Annotated in this window: 16 protein-coding genes; 12 read left to right on the top strand and 4 right to left on the bottom strand. The window is 67.7% G+C overall.

What is annotated here, in order from left to right; all coding sequences use genetic code 11:
* Positions 1-13 precede the first annotated feature (13 nt).
* The 3 genes from QF040_RS19935 to QF040_RS19925 are packed head-to-tail and all read left to right on the top strand — an operon-like array spanning position 14 to position 8,975.
* Entirely contained in the window at positions 14-547 is a 534-nt protein-coding gene (locus QF040_RS19935; RefSeq protein WP_013543586.1) for a chemotaxis protein CheW, read from the top strand.
* Positions 548-589: 42 nt separating this feature from the next.
* Positions 590-2,908, top strand: coding sequence for a methyl-accepting chemotaxis protein (locus QF040_RS19930; protein WP_429612497.1), 2,319 nt, complete (start codon positions 590-592; stop codon positions 2,906-2,908).
* 34 nt (positions 2,909-2,942) lie between these two features.
* Entirely contained in the window at positions 2,943-8,975 is a 6,033-nt protein-coding gene (locus QF040_RS19925) for an Hpt domain-containing protein (RefSeq protein WP_429612496.1), read from the top strand.
* A 45-nt stretch (positions 8,976-9,020) separates the two neighbouring features.
* On the opposite strand, the gene QF040_RS19920 is transcribed toward QF040_RS19925, so the two are convergent.
* Positions 9,021-10,520 carry a cryptochrome/photolyase family protein gene (locus tag QF040_RS19920; RefSeq protein WP_429612495.1) on the bottom strand — a complete coding sequence of 500 codons (1,500 nt, stop codon included), beginning with the start codon at positions 10,518-10,520 and terminating at the stop codon, positions 9,021-9,023.
* On the opposite strand from QF040_RS19920, the gene QF040_RS19915 reads away from it, so the two are divergent.
* From QF040_RS19915 to QF040_RS19890, 6 genes are all read left to right on the top strand, one after another.
* Positions 10,521-11,120: a YqgE/AlgH family protein gene (locus QF040_RS19915; protein ID WP_429612494.1), complete on the top strand. Its 600-nt coding sequence runs from the start codon at positions 10,521-10,523 to the stop codon at positions 11,118-11,120.
* 118 nt (positions 11,121-11,238) lie between these two features.
* Positions 11,239-11,664, top strand: coding sequence for a Holliday junction resolvase RuvX (ruvX, locus tag QF040_RS19910; protein ID WP_013543581.1), 426 nt, complete (start codon positions 11,239-11,241; stop codon positions 11,662-11,664).
* A gap of 5 nt (positions 11,665-11,669) precedes the next feature.
* Positions 11,670-12,167: a bifunctional pyr operon transcriptional regulator/uracil phosphoribosyltransferase PyrR gene (gene pyrR, locus QF040_RS19905; protein WP_429614676.1), complete on the top strand. Its 498-nt coding sequence runs from the start codon at positions 11,670-11,672 to the stop codon at positions 12,165-12,167.
* An 88-nt stretch (positions 12,168-12,255) separates the two neighbouring features.
* Complete coding sequence (locus tag QF040_RS19900; RefSeq protein ID WP_013543579.1) at positions 12,256-13,218, top strand: aspartate carbamoyltransferase catalytic subunit; 963 nt, start codon at positions 12,256-12,258, stop codon at positions 13,216-13,218.
* Positions 13,215-14,498 carry a dihydroorotase gene (locus QF040_RS19895; RefSeq protein WP_429612493.1) on the top strand — a complete coding sequence of 428 codons (1,284 nt, stop codon included), beginning with the start codon at positions 13,215-13,217 and terminating at the stop codon, positions 14,496-14,498. Before QF040_RS19900 ends, QF040_RS19895 begins: the two co-directional genes overlap by 4 nt.
* 18 nt (positions 14,499-14,516) lie before the next feature.
* Entirely contained in the window at positions 14,517-15,263 is a 747-nt protein-coding gene (locus QF040_RS19890; protein ID WP_013543577.1) for a lysophospholipid acyltransferase family protein, read from the top strand.
* Positions 15,264-15,534: 271 nt separating this feature from the next.
* On the opposite strand, the gene QF040_RS19885 is transcribed toward QF040_RS19890, so the two are convergent.
* The 3 genes from QF040_RS19885 to QF040_RS19875 form a co-directional block, all read right to left on the bottom strand.
* Positions 15,535-16,224 (bottom strand): site-2 protease family protein, encoded by a 690-nt coding sequence (locus QF040_RS19885; RefSeq protein WP_429612492.1) that lies wholly within the window; start codon positions 16,222-16,224, stop codon positions 15,535-15,537.
* Between the two features lie 43 nt (positions 16,225-16,267).
* Positions 16,268-16,639: a hypothetical protein gene (locus tag QF040_RS19880; protein ID WP_429612491.1), complete on the bottom strand. Its 372-nt coding sequence runs from the start codon at positions 16,637-16,639 to the stop codon at positions 16,268-16,270.
* Between the two features lie 142 nt (positions 16,640-16,781).
* Positions 16,782-17,207: a nuclear transport factor 2 family protein gene (locus tag QF040_RS19875; protein ID WP_429612490.1), complete on the bottom strand. Its 426-nt coding sequence runs from the start codon at positions 17,205-17,207 to the stop codon at positions 16,782-16,784.
* Positions 17,208-17,282: 75 nt separating this feature from the next.
* Between QF040_RS19875 and QF040_RS19870 the strand changes: the two genes are divergently transcribed.
* The 3 genes from QF040_RS19870 (at position 17,283) to QF040_RS19860 (ending at position 18,756) form a co-directional block, all read left to right on the top strand.
* Positions 17,283-17,723, top strand: a complete 441-nt coding sequence (locus QF040_RS19870) for a winged helix-turn-helix transcriptional regulator (protein ID WP_429612489.1) — start codon at positions 17,283-17,285, stop codon at positions 17,721-17,723.
* A 191-nt stretch (positions 17,724-17,914) separates the two neighbouring features.
* Positions 17,915-18,436 (top strand): STM3941 family protein, encoded by a 522-nt coding sequence (locus QF040_RS19865; RefSeq protein ID WP_429612488.1) that lies wholly within the window; start codon positions 17,915-17,917, stop codon positions 18,434-18,436.
* A 125-nt stretch (positions 18,437-18,561) separates the two neighbouring features.
* Positions 18,562-18,756: a hypothetical protein gene (locus QF040_RS19860; RefSeq protein ID WP_306881555.1), complete on the top strand. Its 195-nt coding sequence runs from the start codon at positions 18,562-18,564 to the stop codon at positions 18,754-18,756.
* The last annotated feature ends 167 nt before the right edge of the window (positions 18,757-18,923 follow it).

The following is an 18,923-nucleotide window of genomic DNA, read 5'->3' as shown; positions in this document are numbered from 1 at the left end:
GTCGGCTGAGTCCATGGCGAATCGCGACGCACTGAGAGCCTTCCAGTCCCGGCTTGCAAGCCGTCTGCAGGCTGCGCGCACGACAGGCGTGGCCGCGACGTGGCTTGCCGTCGAGGCGGGCGAGGGCAAGTACCTCTTCCCGCTGGGGCACGCCGGCGAAATCTTTCCCTGGACGCCGCCGCAGCCCGTGCCCTACACGGCGCCGTGGTTCCTCGGCGTCGCCAACCTGCGCGGCGGCCTCTATGGCGTCGTCCAGCTTTCGGGCTTCGCCACCGGCGGGTCCGGCGCACTGGCCGCCACCGAGGCGGCGCGCATCCAATCGCGGCTCGTTGCATTCAACGAGCTGCTCGAAGTCAACTGCGCATTGCTGGTCGACCGACTGGCGGGGTTGCGGGGCGCGGAGGCCTTCACGGCCTCCGAAGCTCCGGGCGCAGAAGCACCTGCGTGGCACGGGCATCTGTACACCGACGCAGCAGGGGAGCGCTGGCAGGAAGTCAACCTGCAGGCGCTTTCGCAGCAACCCCAGTTTTTGAGTATTGGTGCGTAGTGCCTTGGCACGCAGCACTGGCAACCACCTGAAGGACCGACCGTGAGCTCGATCGCCGACAAGTTCAAGAAATTACTGCCCGTGAGCAACGGGAACGACAAGGCCCGCGTCGACGGCTCCGGTTCGATATCGCTCGACGATGTCGATACGGTTCAGGTTCCGGACGAGAAAACCGTGCGCATCGCGAGGAAGGGCGAAAGCTCGTCTCCCGTCGCGCCCGCGCCCACCGGCTTCGCCGATGGCGGCGGCCTGGCCGGCGGCGAGAACCCCGACGCGCTTGACGCGGCAGCGCTCGATGCCGTCCCGGCCGCGGGCCGGGCGGGCTCCAGCCAGGCAAAGCAGCAGCGGATCCTGGCCATCCTGCTGGCCGTCACGGTGTTGCTGCTGCTCCTGGTGGCCGGCTCCGCCATTCTTCGCGCGGAACGCCTCGCCCAGCAGGTGGCGGCCACCGGCCAGTCGCTGATGCAGTCGCAGCGTCTGGCCAAGTCGATCTCCCAGGCCCTCGTCGGCAGCGCCTCGGCGTTCGTCGAAGTGAAGGACAGCGCCGACGACCTCTCGCGCCGCGTCTCGGGTCTCACCAACGGCGACGACGCCTTGCGCCTGGAGCGCGTGGGCAACCAGTACGACGAGGAGATGAACAAGATCAATCCTCTCGTCGCACGTGCCGACACCAGCGCCAAGGCCGTGCTGGCCCAGCGCCAGATCCTGACCCAGGTGGGTGCCGCCTTGCGCGACATCAACCAGCAGTCGTCCACGCTGCTCGAAATGACGGAAACCGTCGCGTCGCTGAAGATGCAGCAGAACGCCACGTTGCCCGAGATCTCGGCCGCCGGCCAGCTCGTGATGCTGACGCAGCGCATCGGCAAGTCGACCAACGAATTCTTCACGGTCGAGGGTGTGAACCCCGACGCCGTGTTCCTGCTGGGCAAGGACCTGAACACCTTCCAGGAAACCACCCGCGGCCTGCTCGACGGCAATGCGCAGCAGCGCTTCCCCGGCTCGAAGGACCCGCAGACGCGCCAGCAGCTCGAAGCCATCCTGAAGACCTACGAGCAGATGCGTACACAGGCTTCCGCCATTCTGGGCAACCTGCAGGGTCTGGTGGCGGCGCGCGAAGCGCAGGCTTCCATCCTGACCGACAGCGAGCCGCTGCGTAAGTCGCTGGGCGACCTGCAGGACAAGCTGTCCGCCCGCACGGGTCTGGGCGCCGGAACGATCGTGCTGCTGTTCGTGCTGTCGCTGGCCGCCCTGGCATTCGCCGGCGCCATCGGTTTCGTGCAGGTGCGCGAAGGCCGCGAACGTGCCGCCAACGCCGAACGCGAGCGTCTGGCCGCCGAGCAGACTTCGGAAGAAGCCGGCCGCATCAACAACGCCAACCAGGCCGCCATTCTTCGGCTGATGAACGAACTGCAGACAGTGGCCGAAGGCGACCTGACGCAGGAAGCGACCGTGACGGAAGACATCACCGGCGCCATCGCCGACTCGGTGAACTACACGGTGGAAGAACTGCGTTTGCTGGTGGGCAACGTGCAGAACACGGCAACCCGCGTGGCGCAGACGACGTCGCAGGTGGAAAACACCTCGACCGAACTGCTGGCCGCCTCGACCGAACAGCTGCGCGAGATTCGCGAAACCGGCCAGTCGGTGCTGACCATGGCCGAGCGAATCAACGGTGTGTCCACGCAGGCGCAAGAGTCCGCCACGGTGGCGCGCCAGTCGCTGCAAGCCGCATCGTCGGGTCTGCAGGCCGTGCAGAACGCCATCGGCGGTATGAACTCCATCCGCGACCAGATCCAGGAAACCTCCAAGCGGATCAAGCGCCTGGGCGAGTCGTCGCAGGAGATTGGCGAAATCACCGAGCTGATCTCGGACATTACCGAACAGACGAACGTGCTGGCCCTGAACGCCGCCATTCAGGCCGCATCGGCCGGTGAAGCCGGTCGAGGCTTCTCGGTGGTGGCGGAAGAAGTTCAGCGACTGGCCGAACGCTCCGCAGACGCCACGCGCCAGATTTCGGCGCTGGTGAAGGCGATTCAGACCGACACGCAGGATGCGGTGGGCGCCATGGAGCGTTCCACGCAGGGTGTGGTCGAAGGGGCCAAGCTGTCCGACAACGCGGGTACCGCGCTGACCGAGATTGACCGCGTGTCGCGCCGCCTCGCCGAGCTGATCGAGCAGATTTCGCAGTCCGCCTCCCGCGAAGCCGATTCGGCCAACGTGGTGGCTGCCAACATCCAGCACATTTTTGCGGTGACCGAGCAGACCGGTGAAGGTACGCGGACCACGGCCCAGCAGGTGCGCGAGCTCTCGCAGATGGCGGAAGAACTGCGCCGCTCGGTAGCCCGTTTCAAGATTGCCTGACGACAACAGATAGATAAGAACGGCGAGCAACCACGTGTCGATTCAAACCCCTGCCACGGCCCCCATCGCCGGCAACCTGCCGGCCACCGAAGACCTCGGGCCGCTGGCCTGGGTGCTGGGAGAAATCCAGAAATCCCTCGACGGTGTGGGCAAGTCGTTGCGGCGCTTCGTGCGCGACGTGGGCAGTGCAACCGAGCCCGAAAGCGGCCCGCTGCAGATGGCCCGCCAGCAACTGCACCAGGCCGTCGGCGCGCTGCAGATGGTCGGGCATTCGTCGCCCGCGCTGGTGCTCGGCGCCATCGAATTCGCGGTGCAGGGCTTCATTGCCGAACCGCAGCGCTGCACCGACAGCGCCGTGCTGAAGATCGAGCGTGCCGGCTTCGCCGTCACCGATTTCCTCAGTGCGCTGCTGGCCGGCAAGTCCGTGTCGTCGGTCGCGCTCTTTCCCCAATACCGCGATGTGCTGGAACTGGGTGGCAACGAGCGCGTCCATCCGGCCGATCTCTGGAGCACCGCCTGGCGCTGGGTCGAGGTCAAGCCCGCGCTCACGCAGGCCGCCGTCGCCTACGACCCGGCCGTGCGCTCGCGGCTCGACCGCGAAGTGCTGCAACTGGTCAAGACCGGTGACGTCGAGGCCGCCAGGCGCCTGCAGGGCCTGTGCCTGGGGCTCGGACGCGGTGCGCTGCTGCCCCGCGTCGCCAGTTTCTGGACGTTGGCCGCGGGCTTCTTCGAAGCCCTGTCGCTCTGCCTGATTCCCGCCGACGCCTACGTCAAGCGCGCCGCCACGCGCGTGCTGCTGCAGTACGCCACGCTGGCGCGCGGCGACAGCCTCGTGTCCGACCGCCTCGGCCAGGACCTTTTGTTCTTCTGCGCGCAGGCCGTGCCCACCGCCCGCGACGAAGCCGCCACGCTGCGCACCGTGCGCAGCGCCTGGGGCGTCGCCCACGAGCAGCACATCGACTACACCGTCGAGCAGTTCGGCCGCTTCGATCCGCTGGTGCTCACGCAGGCCCGCAAGCGCATCGAGACCGCCAAGGAAATGTGGTCGGCGCTCTCGGGCGGCGACATCACCCGCACGCGCCAGGTGGCCGACACCTTCGCGCAGCTGGGCGAATCGCTGCAGAAGCTGCATCCGCCGAGCCTGCCGATGGTCGAGGCGCTTTCGCATGCCGTCGAGGCTTCGGTCAAGTCGGGCCAGCCGCCCGACACCGAACTGGCGATGGAAGTCGCCACCTCGGTGCTGTACCTGGAAGCCGCGCTCGAAGACCTCGATCCGAGCGATCCGCAGCTCACCTCCCGCACGCTGCAGCTCGCGGGCCGCATCGAACGCGTGCGTGCGGGCGGCCATTCCGAGCCGCTCGAGCCGTGGATGGAAGACCTGTACCGCCGCGTGAGCGACCGCCAGACCATGGGCACCGTGGTCGACGAGCTGCGCAGCCACCTGAGCGAACTCGAGAAGTCGCTCGACCAGTACTTCCGCCGTCCCGCCGAAAAGGGCCTGCTGCGCACCGTGCCGACGCAATTGATGCAGATGCGCGGCGTGTTCTCCGTGCTCGGCCTCGAGCAGGCCGCGCTCACCGTGCAGCGCATGCGGGACGACGTCGAGGCCATGCTGGTCAGCACCTCGCCCGCCGAGGAAATGGCCGGCTTCGACGCGTTGGGCAACAACCTGGGCGCGCTGGGCTTCCTGATCGACATGCTGGGCTACCAGCCCGCGCTGGCCAAGCGCCTGTTCGTGTTCGACACCGAGGCCGGCGAACTCAAGCCGCTGATGGGCCGCCAGGCCGCCGACAGCCACGAAGGCGACGTTGCAGCCCCCGCCGCCGAGCCGGTGCTCAGCATCGAGGAAGTCGACGCGCAGATCGCCTCGAAGCTCGCCGCGCTCGCCACGCCCGCCAAGAAGACCAAGCCGACGCCGCTCGAGGAATTCAGCCGCAAGGCCGAGAGCTGGACCTCCAAGATCACCGGACCGGGCGTGCTGCCCGACACCGAAGTCACAGAGCTGGAAGAAGACGACCTCCAGAACATCTTCCTGGACGAGGCTCGCGAGGTGGTGCACAACGGCTTGGCCGCCATCACCGAACTGGGCAGCCATCCGGACGACATCGAAGAACTCACCATCCTGCGCCGTGCGTTCCACACGCTCAAGGGCAGCTCGCGCATGGTCGGCCTCACCGACTTCGGCGATGCCGCCTGGTCGCTCGAGCAGGTGCTCAATACCTGGCTGGCCGACCAGCGTCCCGCCACGCCGGAGATGCTGTCGGCGACCGAGCGCACGCTGCGCGACTTCGGCCAGTGGGTCGAAGCCATCGCCTCGGGCGAATCGCATTCCTGGCAGGCCGGCCCGTTCAGCCGCGTGGCCGATGCGCTGATGGCCGGCGAACCCGTGCCACCGCCGGTGCGCGTGGTCGACGCCGAGCAACTGGCCGTGGCCGCCCGCCACATCGCCGCCGAGCCCGAGCTGCCGCCGCTGCCTGATCTGTCGTTCCTGCCGGACCTCCCGGTGCAGGCCGCGCCCGAGCCGTTCCCCGAACTGCCCGCGCTCGAAGAAGAGTCGCAGAAGCCCGTGTCCGCGGACGCGGACGACGACTTCACCTCCACCGACTTCATCGATTTCGAGACGAAGCAGCCCACCTCGCCCGCACCGCTGGAGGCGCTGCCCACCGGTGACGATTTCGATTTCCTGGCACCCGCGAAGACGCAGGCGCCCGCCGAGCCGGCCGCTGCCCAGCCCAAGGCCGTCGAGCCCGAAGCGGGCATCGAGGCGACGGTGCCGACCGCCACCAGCCTGCCGGACTTCGCCTGGGACCTGAACCCGCTGCCTGTGCCGGCGAACGAGCCCAAGGCCAACGACATGGCCCTGCCTCCGCTGGAGGCGCTGCCCGAGCTGGAACTGGCTCCCGAGGCGCAGCCGGAGCCCGAACCCGTGGCCGAGGCCGAGGCCGAGGTCTCCGCCCCGGTCGAAGCTCCCGCCGAGCCGCCGGCCGTCGTGGCCGAAGAAGAAACGCCGGAGCCTGTCGCCGCACACGAGTCCGTCGAGACGGTGGAAGCCATCGAAGTGACGGAAGCCGTGGAGGCTGTGGAGGTTGCGGAAGAAGAACTCTCCGCCTCCGCCAGCGCCGAAGACCAGGTCAAGGTGATCGGTCCGCTGCGCATCGGCATCGCGCTCTACAACGTCTACCTCAACGAAGCCGACGAATGGTCCAGGCAACTGGCCACCGACGTCGGCGAATGGGCGCTCGAATCGCACGAGCGCCTGCCCGACTCGACCATTGCGCTGGCGCATTCACTGGCCGGCAGTTCGGCCACCGTCGGCTTCCACAGCCTCTCGGGCATGGCGCGCCTGCTCGAATCGGCGCTGCAGCATCTGCAGATGCAGGGCAGCGGCACGCGTGAACAGGGTGTGGTGCTGGTCGCCGCGGCCGACGAGCTGCGGCGCCTGCTGCATCAGTTCGCCGTGGGGTTCCTCCGCGATCCGGCCGAAGGCACGCTGCAGGCGCTGCGCGACATCGCAGCGGCACCCATGCCGCTCGAAGCCGCCGTGCGCAGCGAAGTCCGGCCGTTCCAGCAGATCGTGTCCACCAGCGACGGCATCGCCGACGTGGCGCTGGACGATTCCGAAGATGCCATCGACCTGGCCGATGCCGTCGATGCCGACCTGTTCCCGATCTTCGAGGAAGAAGCCGCCGACCTGCTGCCTCAACTGGGCGAAGCGCTCCGCCAGTGGTCGCACCATCCCGACGACAGCGCGCCTCGCGCCTCGGTGCTGCGCACGCTGCACACGCTCAAGGGCAGTGCGCGACTGGCCGGCGCCATGCGCCTGGGCGAACGCGCGCACCGCATGGAATCCGAGATCGAAGTCCTGGGCTCCCAGGGCGCCGAGCGGGCCGACATCGAAAAGCTCCTGGCCCGCCTCGATGCCCTGCAGGCCACCTTCGACGCGCTGCGCGCGGCCGACGATGCCACGCAGGTCGAGATGGCCCAACTCGTTGCCGCGGCCACCGCGCCTTCGCCGGCCATCCAGCTGGTTCAGGTGGCGCCCGAAGGCGGCGTGCCGGCGAACGACGAAGAAGCCGCTCCGGTCGCCGATGCGTCGGAAGACGCTGCCGGCCCGGTCGTCACGATGCTGCAGCCGCGCCCGGCGCCCGCCTTGCTCGCGCCGCTGCGCGCCGCATCGGGCCAGGCCGTGCGCATCCGCACGCAACTGCTCGACCGCCTGGTCGCGCAGACCGGCGAGGTCATCATCACGCGCTCGCGCCTCGAAGCCGAACTCGGCCAACTGCGCGGATCGCTGTCCGACCTCACGGGCAACCTGGACCGCCTGCGCCAACAACTTCGCGACATCGAAGTGCAGGCCGAAAGCCAGATGCAGTCGCGTCTCGCGCAAGCCAAGGATTCGCAGCAGAGCTTCGACCCGCTCGAGTTCGACCGCTTCACTCGCGTGCAGGAACTCACGCGGATGATGGCCGAGTCGGTGAACGACGTGGCCACCGTGCAGCGCACGCTGCAAAAGACGGTGCAGGCCACGGAAGACGACCTGAGCGTTCAGGCGCGCCAGACCCGCGAACTGCAGCGCGGCCTGCTGCGCACGCGCATGGTGGAGTTCGAAGGCATTTCCGACCGCCTCTACCGCGTGGTGCGCCAGGCGTCGAAGGACACCGGCAAGCAGGTGCGGCTGGACATCGTCGGCGGCTCCATCGAAATGGACCGTGGCGTGCTCGACCGGATGACGCCCGCCTTCGAGCATCTGCTGCGCAACTGCGTGGCGCACGGCATCGAGGACTCGGCGGCGCGCGAAAAGGCCGGCAAGGAGGCCAGCGGCCTCATCGTCATCGACCTGCATCACGAAGGCAACGACGTTTCGGTGAGCTTCCGCGACGACGGCGCCGGCCTCGACCAGAAACGCATTGCCGAGCGCGCCCGCGCACTCGGCCTGCTGGCGAGCGACCAGGAACTCACGCCGGAAGAAGCCACCGAGCTGATCTTCAAGCCCGGCTTCTCGACGGCCGGACAGGTCTCCGAGCTGTCCGGACGCGGCATCGGCATGGACGTGGTGCGCGCGCAGATCGCGGCGCTCGGCGGCCGCATCGAAACGCACAGCACGCCTGGCCAGGGCACCACCTTCAAGCTGGTGCTGCCGCTGACCACCGCCGTGACGCACGTGGTGATGCTGCGTGCCGGCGAGGTGTCGATCGGCGTTCCGTCGAACCTCGTGGAACTGGTTCAGCGCGTGAGCGGCACCGACCTGGAAGCGGCCTACCTGCACAACAGCCATCCGTTCGGCAGCGAACAGGTGCCGTTCTACTGGGCCGGCGCACTGTTGCAGGCCTCGGCCCGCAGCGGGCATGCCGGTGCCAAGAACAACACCCTCGTGATCGTGCGAAGCGCGGCACAGCGCGTCGCGCTGCACGTGGACGAAGTGCTGGGCAACCAGGAAGTCGTGGTGAAGAACCTCGGCCCGCAGCTCGCGCGGCTGCCCGGTCTCGCCGGCATCTCGGTGCTGGCCTCGGGTGCGGTGGCGCTGATCTACAACCCGGTGGCGCTCGCGGCAGTGCACGGCGAACAGGCGCGCCAGCGCCAGGCCGCCGCGCTCGTGGCGCCGGCAAACGCAGCGTCGGCCGCGGCCGACCAGGACGCACCGCAGGTTCCGATGCCGGTGCTGGCTCCGGTGGCGCCGCAGGTGCCACTGGTGCTGGTGGTGGACGACTCCATCACCGTGCGCCGCGTCACGCAGCGTTTGCTGCAGCGCGAAGGCTACCGCGTGTCGCTCGCGGCGGACGGCCTGCAGGCGCTCGAACGGCTGCAACAGGAGCGCCCGTCGGTGGTGCTGTCGGACATCGAGATGCCGCGCATGGACGGCTTCGACCTGGCGCGCAACATCCGCGCCGATGCCGCGCTGGCCGAGCTGCCGATCATCATGATCACCTCGCGCATCGCCGAGAAGCACCGCGATTACGCGCGCACGCTGGGCGTGAACCACTACCTGGGCAAGCCGTACTCGGAAGAGGAACTGCTGCGCCTGGTTCGTGCGTACACGACCGAGTCGACGCTGGCAGCCGCAGCCTGACGCGCTCCGGCGATCATCCAGAGAAAGGCCCTTCGGGGCCTTTCTTTATTTCTGCAGCGCCTTGGCCCGCGCCACGCCGTAGCGCTGCAGCGTCTTCTCGCGTGCCTCGGCATGGTCCACCACGGGCATGGGATAGGTTTCGCCCAGCTTGATGCCCGCTGCCTCCAGCTCGACCGGCGAGGCCGTCCAGGGCGCGTGGATCGTCGCGTTCGACAGCCCCGCGAGCTGGGGCAGGTAGCGTCGGATGAACTTGCCTTCGGGATCGAAACGCTCGCTCTGCGTCACCGGGTTGAAGATGCGGAAGTAGGGCTGCGCATCGCAGCCGCTGGAGCTCGCCCACTGCCAGCCGCCGTTGTTGGAGGCCAGCTCGAAGTCGTTCAGGTGCAGCGCGAAGTAGCGCTCGCCCCGGCGCCAGTCCAGCCCCAGGTCCTTGCACAGAAAGCTCGCCACCACCATGCGCAGGCGGTTGTGCATGTAGCCGCTCTGGTTGATCTGCAGCATGGCCGCGTCGACCAGCGGGTAGCCGGTGCGGCCCTCGCACCAGGCGTCGAAGAGCTGGTCGGCATGCTTGCCGTGGTGCCACTGGATCTTGTCGTACTCGGGGCGAAAGCTCTTCGATTCGCCGTCCTTGTGCACGTGCGGGAAGTGCGTGAGGATCTGGAAGTAGAAGTCGCGCCAGATCAGTTCGGCGAGCCACGTCGCCGCGCCCGCGTTGCCCTGCAGCGAGAGCTGGTGCGCCACGCTCGCCACCTGGCGGATCGACACCGTGCCGAAGCGCAGGTGCACGCCCATGTAGCTGGGGCCGCGTACCGCGGGGAAATTGCGCGCTTCGTCGTAGCGGTCGATGCGCTCGAAGAAATCCTCGAACAGCACGCCGGCACCGAGCGAGCCGGTCGGAATCTCCAGCGTCGACAGGTTGGTCTTCTCGAAGCCCAGTTCGCCCAGCGAGGGCATCGGCTCGCGGTAGGCCTGGGGCGGCGGAACCAGCGCATCTGCGTGGCCGCGCACCGGGTAGGGCTTGAGAAAGAACGAATCCACCTTCGCGAGCCAGGCCCGCTTGTAGGGCGTGAACACGGTGTAGGGCTGGCCGGTCTTGGTCAGCACCTCGTCGCGGTCGAAGACGGTCGAGTCCTTGTAGGTGTGAAAGGCGATGCCCGCGTTGGCCAGCGCGCCGAGCACCTTGGCATCGCGTTCCAGCGCATCGGGCTCGTCGTCGCGGTTGGCGAACACGGCCTGCACATCGAGGTCGCTCGCGAGCGCGGGGATTTCCTGCACCGCGTGGGAGTGCCGCACGATCAGCCCGCCGCTCAGTGCGCCCAGTTCCGCCTGCAGCTCCAGCAGCGATTCGCGGATGAATTCAACCCGCCGGTCGGCGCTGGGCAAGGGGTCCAGGATCGCCTTGTCGAACACGAAGACGCAGACCACCTGGCGGCAGGCGCGAAGGGCGCGGTAGAGCGCTGCGTTGTCGTCCACGCGAAGGTCGCGGCGGAACCACATGAGCCCCTTGGGATAGGTCTTGTCGACGGCCAGTAAAATGGGTGGCATATGGCCGCCGATTCTGCCCCGATGAACCTCACGCATCACTTTTTGATAGCGATGCCCGGGATGGAAGACAAAACTTTCAACCGCAGCGTCGTGTACCTCTGCGAACACAGCGAGCGCGGTGCGCTCGGCCTGGTGATCAACAAACCCAGCGACATCAACCTGAAGGTGCTGTTCGAGAAGATCGAGCTGCACCTGTCCCGCCCCGAGCTGGGCGACGCCCCCGTCTTCCAGGGCGGCCCGGTGCAGACCGAGCGCGGCTTCGTGCTGCACGAGCCGGTCTTCGCCCATGCCGAGAAGCCCGAGGAATCGGTCTACGCCTCGACCATGACCATTCCCGGCGGCCTGGAGATGACCACCTCCAAGGACGTGCTCGAAGCCCTGGCCACCGGCGCCGGCCCGCGCAAGGTGCTGGTCTCGCTGGGCTATTCGGCCTGGGGCGAGGGCCAGCTCGAATCGGAACTGGCCGAGAACAGCTGGCTTACCGTGAGCGCCGATCCGGCCGTGATCTTCGACACCCCGATCGAGCAGCGCTACGACAAGGCGCTGCTGCTGCTGGGCCTCGAAGCCTGGAAGCTCTCCCCCGACGCCGGACACGCATGATGACCTCGGCTCGCCCCCAGTCTTCGCGCACTTCGTGTCGCTTCGCCAACCCCCTACCGGGGGCGGGCCGGCCGCTTCGGGCGGCCGTGCGCGGCGGCCCCCTGTGAGTGGACCGGCGATGTCCGACAGTGCTGCGTCCTCATCTGTTCCCGTCCCGCCCCATTTCCAGACCTTCCTGGCCTTCGATTTCGGCCTGAAGCGCACCGGCGTGGCCAGCGGCAACCGGCTGCTTCAAAGCGCCACGCCGCAGGCCACCATCAAGGCCGAGGGTGATGCCCGCTTCGCGCAGGTCGAGGCCCGCATCAAGGAATGGCAGCCCGACGCGCTGGTGATCGGCGTGCCCTATCACCCTGACGGCGCCCCGCACGAAAACACTCGCCGCGCGCAGAAGTTCGCGCGCCAATTGCGCGGCCGATTCAACCTGCAGGTGTTCGAAGTCGACGAGCGCTACAGCACGACGGAAGCGCTGTCTTCCGGCGCCAGAGACGCCGACGCCGCTTCGGCCTGCATCATCCTGGAGCAATTTTTGAGGAGTCTCCCGTGAGTTCCATTTCCGCCATTCCCGATGCCGAAGGGCTCTACACGGGCCTCCTGGCCGGCGTGAAGGCGCTGCTGCGCCCCGAAACCAGGCTGGTCGGCATCACCTCCGGCGGCGCCTGGCTCGTCGAGCGGCTGCAGAAAGACCTGGGCCTGCCCGGCGCGCCCGGCGTCATTTCCTCGGCGATGCACCGCGACGACTTCGCGCGCCGCGGCCTCTCGGCCAGCGCGCAGACCTCGCTCCCCTTCGACGTGAACGGCACCGATGTGCTGCTGCTCGACGACGTGCTCTACACCGGCCGCACCATCCGCGCGGTGCTCAACGAGCTGTTCGACTTTGGCCGCCCCGCCTGCGTGCGGCTCGCCGTGCTGGTCGATCGCGGTGGACGCGAGCTGCCGGTGGCGGCTGATTTCGCGGCCGCCAAGCTGACGCTGCCCGACACGCAACTGCTGGCCCTGGCCCGCGCCGACGACGGCGCCTTCAGCCTCAAGGTGGAGGAGAACAAGTGAACCCCCACGTTCATCACTTCGTGTATTCACTGCCCCCCGAGGGGGCGCCGGCCTCCCTTGGGGCGGCCCGGCGGGAGGCCTACAAGTAATGCTCTACAAGCGAAATCCGCAGCTCAACAAGAACGGCGAGCTCATCCACCTGCTGTCGATCGAAGGCCTGCCCAAGGACATCGTCACGCACATCCTCGATACCGCCGCCAACTTCACGAGCGTGAGCGACCGCGAGGTGAAGAAGGTGCCGCTGCTGCGCGGCAAGAGCGTGTTCAACCTGTTCTTCGAGAACAGCACGCGCACCCGCACCACCTTCGAGATCGCGGCCAAGCGCCTGTCGGCCGACGTCATCAACCTGGACATCGCGCGCTCCTCGGCCACCAAGGGCGAGTCGCTGCTGGACACCATCGCCAACCTGAGCGCCATGGCCGCCGATTTGTTCGTGGTGCGCCACAGCGAGTCGGGCGCGCCCTACCTGATCGCGCAGCACGTCGCGCCGCATGTGCACGTGGTGAACGCCGGCGACGGCCGCCATGCGCATCCGACGCAGGGGCTGCTCGACATGTACACGATCCGCCACTACAAGAAAGACTTCGCGAACCTCACGGTCGCGATCGTCGGCGACGTGCTGCACTCGCGCGTGGCGCGCTCGGACATCCATGCATTGACGACGCTCGGCTGCGCCGAAGTGCGCGTGGTCGGCCCCAAGACACTCGTGCCCGGCGACATGGCCGGCATGGGCGTGCGCGTGTGCCACACGCTCGAGGAAGGCATCAAGGACTGCGACGTCATCATCATGCTGCGGCTGCAGAACGAGCGCATGAGCGGCGCGCTGCTGCCTTCGTCGCAGGAGTTCTTCAAGACTTATGGACTCACGCCGGAGAAACTGCAGCTCGCGAAACCGGATGCGATCGTGATGCACCCGGGGCCGATCAACCGCGGCGTGGAGATCGACTCCGCGGTGGTCGACGGAAAGCAGAGCGTGATCCTTCCGCAGGTCACCTTCGGCATCGCGGTCCGCATGGCCGTCATGAGCATCGTGGCGGGTAACGAAGCATGAACACTCTCATCACCAACGGCCGCGTCATCGACCCCGCCTCGGGCACCGACAAGAAGACCGACATCGCCATCGCCGACGGCAAGATCGCCGGCATCGGCAACACGCCGGCCGGCTACAAGGCCGACCGCACCATCGACGCCGCGGGCTGCGTCGTCGTGCCCGGCCTCGTCGACCTCGCCGCGCGCCTGCGCGAGCCCGGCTACGAGCACGAAGGCATGCTCGAAAGCGAAATGGCCGCGGCCATCGCCGGCGGCGTGACAAGCCTCGTGTGCCCGCCCGACACCGACCCCGTGCTCGATGAGCCCGGCCTTGTCGAAATGCTCAAGTTCCGCGCCGAGAAGCTGCAGCGCGCGCGCCTCTTTCCGCTCGGCGCACTCACGCGCAGCCTCGCCGGCGGCGTGCTCACCGAGATGGCCGAACTCACCGAGGCCGGCTGCATCGGCTTCAGCCAGGCCGACGTGCCGCTGGCCGACACCCAGGTGCTGCAGCGCGCGCTGCTCTACGCAAGCACCTTCGGCTACACCGTGTGGCTGCGCCCGCAGGATCGCGACCTCGGCAAGGGAGTGGCCGCCAGCGGCCCGCTCGCCACGCGCCTGGGCCTCTCGGGCGTGCCCGTGTCGGCCGAGACGATCGCCATCTTCACCATCGTCGAGCTCATGAAGAGCACCGGTGCGCGCGTGCACCTGTGCCGCATCTCCAGCGCCGCGGGCGTGGCGCTGGTGCGCGCGGCCAAGGCACAGGGGCTGCCGCTGACCTGCGACGTCAGCATCAACTCGCTGCACCTGGCCGACACCGACATCGGCTACTTCGACAGCCGCGCGCGCCTGAACCCGCCGCTGCGCCAGCAGGGCGACCGCGACGCGCTGTCGGCCGGCCTGGCCGACGGCACCATCGATGCGCTGGTGTCCGATCACACGCCGGTCGAGGCCGACGCCAAGACGCTGCCTTTTGCCGAAGCCGAGCCCGGTGCCACCGGCCTCGAACTGTTGCTACCGCTCGCGCTGCAATGGGGCGAGCGCAGCGGCGCGGGCATCGCACGGGCTATCGAGGTCATCACCTCCGCGCCTGCGCGTCTGCTGGCCACCGTCGATGCGGGCACCGGCATCGGCCGCCTGGTCGAAGGCGGCGTCGCCGACCTGTGCGTGGTCGACACGGCGCTCGAATGGCAGGTGCAACCCGACCAGCTCAAGAGCCAGGGCAAGCACACGCCGTTCGCCGGCTATCCGGTGCAGGGCCGTGCGCGCCACACGCTGGTCGCCGGCCGCGTCGTGCACGGCTGAGAACGAAATCCACGCGCCATGCTTCATTCGCTGAAGGCCTGCTGGCGGTTGCTGCATGCGGTCGGGCATGCGCTGGGCGGCTGGTGGACGATCCGCTTTGCGTTTCCGAAGATGTCGCAGGCCGAGCGCAACGCGCGCGTGCAGGAGTGGTCGCGCCGCATGCTCGAGATCATGGGCATCACGCTCAAGGTGCAGGGCACGGCGCCGACCCAGGGGCCGGTGCTGATCATCAGCAACCACCTGTCATGGCTCGACATCACCGCCATCCATGCGGCGCGGCATGTGCGCTTCGTGTCGAAATCGGGCGTCAAGCACTGGCCGGTGATCGGCACGCTGTCGACCGGCGCGGGCTCGCTCTACATCGAGCGCGAACGCCGACGCGACGCGCTGCGCGTGGTGCATCACATGACGGAAGCACTGCGCGAGGGCGACATGATCGGCGTGTTCCCCGAAGGCACCACGAGCGACGGCCGCGGGCTGCTGCCGTTCCATGCCAACCTGCTGCAGGCCGCGATTTCTTCCGGCGCACCGGTGCTGCCCGCCGCGCTGCGCTTCGCCGATGCCGCGACCGGCGAAACCAGCCAGGCGCCGCGCTACATCGACGACGACAACCTGCTCACCTCGCTCTGGAACACGCTGCGCGCGCCGCCTTTGCTGGCCATCGTGCGCTTCGGCGAGCCGCAGGACTCGCACGGCCGCGAGCGCCGCACCTGGGCGCAGTCGCTGCATGAAGACGTGCAGCAGCTGCGCCGCGAAACACATTGAGCCGCTGAGCGGCAGCCGCAAAAAAAGCGCCCTCGAAAGGGCGCTTGAACGACGCACGGATGCGCCGTGAGGAGGAAGCGGGAACGCGGGGAAAGGCGTCAGAGGATGCCGAAGACCTTCAATCCGATGATCACGATGATCGGCACGCCGCAGAGCCAAAGGATGATGCTTTTCATGATCGAAGTCTCCGTGAGCTAAGTAGGGCTCTACATTGGCCGCGCGTTCGGCCCGTGCTTGCGGGAGAAGGCAAACCTTGCGCGTGGGCGCGTGCCTACAAGACCTGGACGACGAAGGCGCCGATCGCCACCGCCCAGGAGAGCGCCAGCGCCACACAGAGCCACAGGCCCCATTCGGTGAGCCTCTGCAGCCATGGCAAGGAATCCTCGTGGAGGTCGCGCTTCATCAGTGCAAGCAGCGCCTGGCCGCCGTTCATCGCCGGCAGCGGCAACAGGTTCAACGCCGCGAGCTTGGCGGCCAGCATGCCCAGCAGAGGCAGGAAGCCCTGCTGCGTGGCGAAGGCACGGGCGCCTTCGATCAACCCCTGTGCGGTGCCGAGCGGCGAAGCCCCGCCGGCCACGATCTGCACGAAGCCATGGCCGATGCTGGCCAGCGCCGAGCCGGGGTGCAAAAGCAGCGCGACCACCGCGAGCGAGGCAGCGCCTGCCAGCGGCAGGAGCACCTGCACGGCCCGTGGCTGGTGGTCGAAGGCGTCGTCGACATGGCCCTGCTCGGCGGGTGCCTCGTAGGTCGTGTCTTCAGACCGCGTGTCCTTGAAGGTGACCGAGCCGCCGAAGGGCAACGCGCGGAGCTGGAAGATGCCGAAAGAAAACAGCACCGGCCCGAAGCCCAGTGAAACCTGCCGCACCGCAATGCCCAGCCAGCGGCCGATGACGGCCATGACGGAAACATGGAGCGCCGCCAGCAGAGCGATGGCGGCAATGAACTTCAGTGCAACGAGCATGGCCCGCGGATGGTAGCGGGCCCTCGCGACGACGGAAGATCAATCAGTCGCGATCTTCGTAATAGCGGCGATGTTGCTCGCGCTCCCACTGCCGGCGACGCCATTCACGGCGCTCGGCACGGCGCTCTTCCCAACGCTCGGCGCGACGCTCTTCCCAGCGGGAAGCAGGCTCGTAGTACACCGGCGCGGGCGTGGAGTACACAGGTGCCGGGGGTTGGTAGTAGGTCGGTGCCGGCCGCGAGTAAACGGGTGCCGGCTCGTAGTAGACCGGTGCCGGCTGGCCGATGACCACGCCCGGCAGATTGACGCCAACGGACCAATGGGTCTCCGCATTGGCCGATGCGCCGGCGAACAAGGCGCCTGCGGCGACGAGGCCTGCGGCGGCCAGCTTGAGAACGGTTCGGGGAATCGACATTTCATCTCCTGAAGCGGGGCATGGAACAGCCCTGATGTCGTATCCAACGCCCCGGCGCACGAGGCCGCTCACATCGCTTAGGTGAAGTACCGTTCCCAAATGTCACTCAGGTTGCGAAACGATGGCGCCGCGGAACCGCGCACTAACCCCAGAACGCGTCTTCCGCCGCCTGGTCTTCGGAGAACAGCCACACCTCGCAGATGCGCCCATCTTCGATGCGCAGCACGTCCACGCCCGACATCGCCATCGACGCCCCCGGTTTTTCCGCGCTGAAGTGCAGCGGCGTCGCGACCCGGTCGCTCTGCGCCATCAGCGGCCCGACGCTGTCGATACGAAAGCTCCCGCCGCTGCGTTCCATGAAGCGCCCCAGCAGCGCGTAGACGGCCTCCTTGCCCCGGTGCGTGCCCGAGAGGCTGCCGCTGCCCGGCTGGTGCCAGACGATGTCGTCCGCGAAGATCTTGCCGACTGTCTCGAAGTCGCCCTTGGCGATGGCGTCGAAGTAGCCGCGGACGAGTTCGATGTTCTGCTGCGGGGTTGTGGTGGTGTCGATGGTGGTGTTCGTATTCATGGCGCGGACAATAGCCACCCGCATTCCCTCCCGCAAGAACGCACCCCAACGTGCCCAAGGCACCTCGAAGTGACCATGGAAGAACAACAACAAGACCCGCAACCTGCCGCTCACCCGGCATGGAACCCGTACCTCGCCACCTGCCCGACGCGGCAGGTGCTCGACTGCATCGCCGACAAATGGGCCGCGCTGGTGGTGGGCTTGCTGATCGGCGGCACGAGGCGCTTTGGCGAACTGCGCCGCGAGATCCAGGGCGTGTCGCAGAAGATGCTCACGCAGACGCTGCGCTCGCTGGAGCGCGACGGCATCGTGCGCCGCGAGGTCTACGCCACCGTGCCGCCGAAGGTCGAGTACTCGTTGACCCCGCTGGGCCAATCGCTCGCGGCCACGCTGGAGGAACTGCGCCTCTGGGCGGAACGGAACATCGAGGACGTGCTCCGGAATCGGGCGACGTTCGATGCGGCGGCAGCGGTGGCGAGTGAGAGCGCTCCGGCATCGGCAGCAAAGAACCGCTGAGCAGCAGGGGCAACTGAGGGCTGGACGCATTCTTTCGTTCATGCCCCGCGCCCGCTGCGGCACCCCGTTTCCCTCGCAAGCACCTCCCGCCGAGCCGCGCCATCCGGCGTACGCAGGCCGGCGGTTTTGCGTTGCCGCACGAAGGCGTTAATCTGCCGCAGCTTTCATTTCCAGGGACGGAACTGCTTCCAATGACTCCTGTCGTCATCTATCCAAGCCGCCTGCGCGTCAGCCTGCTCCTCGTAGGCTCGGTCCTTTTCGTAGCCGGGGGCATCTGGCTGCTGAGAAATCCCATCCGGGGCGACGAGTTCATGGGCTGGCTCAGCGGATGGGCCAGCATCGTCTTCTTCGGCGCGGTCGGGCTCTTTGCACTGGGCAGGCTCGTGTCGAGAAAGCCGGCAATCACGATCAATCTCACCGGCATCACGGACAACGCATCGGGACTGTCCGCGGGCTTCATCCCGTGGGCCGACATCACCGATGCGCAGATCGTGCATTTCCAGCAGCAGAAGTTTCTCGGCGTATCGCTGCGCAATCCGAAGGACTACCTTGCCAAGGCCTCGCCCTTCAAGCGCATGCTGATGAAGGCCAATTCATCGCTCGTGGGCTTCGTCATCAACATTCCCCGGATCGCGCTGCCGGTGAGCCTCGAAGAAGTGCTGGCGCACATCGAGCGCTTCAGGCAGGCCGCGGCGGTTGCGCCCCGCGTGTGACGACGCAGGCGGCGCACGGCGATGAGGCAGGCACAGCGGGCAGGCAGCGCCCGGCTTGAGCGCCCTGGCGGGGCGGGCACGCTGCGCATCTGCCGCGCGATGCGCGTTTCTGGATGACGGCCGCCATGAAAGAGATTCGCCTGGGCTGGTCGCTGGAGGTCAGCCACCTCAAGCATCAGATCCAGGCCGCCGCGAGCTGGAAGCCCGAGACGCCCGCGCTGCGCCGTGACCTGGAGATCATGGCCGAGGTGGGCAACGAGGTCTTCGGCGAAGGCACGCACTGGATCGAAGAGCGGACGGTGCCCACCAAGCCTGAGTGAGTATGTGAGTGAATGAAAGTGAAAGGCGATGCCGTCGCCCTTTCGCTTGCGTTTCCTGCGCATCCAGCCGCAGTTGAACGGCATGCAATATGGAACTGCAGAACCATCAGTTCCGTTCTTCGCCAGCCGCGCCCATGATCGCCTCCCGCAGTCATTCAGCAGGAAAC

It is taken from the genome of Variovorax sp. W2I14 (assembly GCF_050435205.1).
In the GTDB taxonomy this organism is placed as follows: Bacteria; Pseudomonadota; Gammaproteobacteria; order Burkholderiales; family Burkholderiaceae_C; genus Variovorax; species Variovorax paradoxus_C.
The sequence above is the reverse complement of the archived record's forward strand: the minus strand, read 5'-3'. Positions and strand labels throughout refer to the sequence as shown.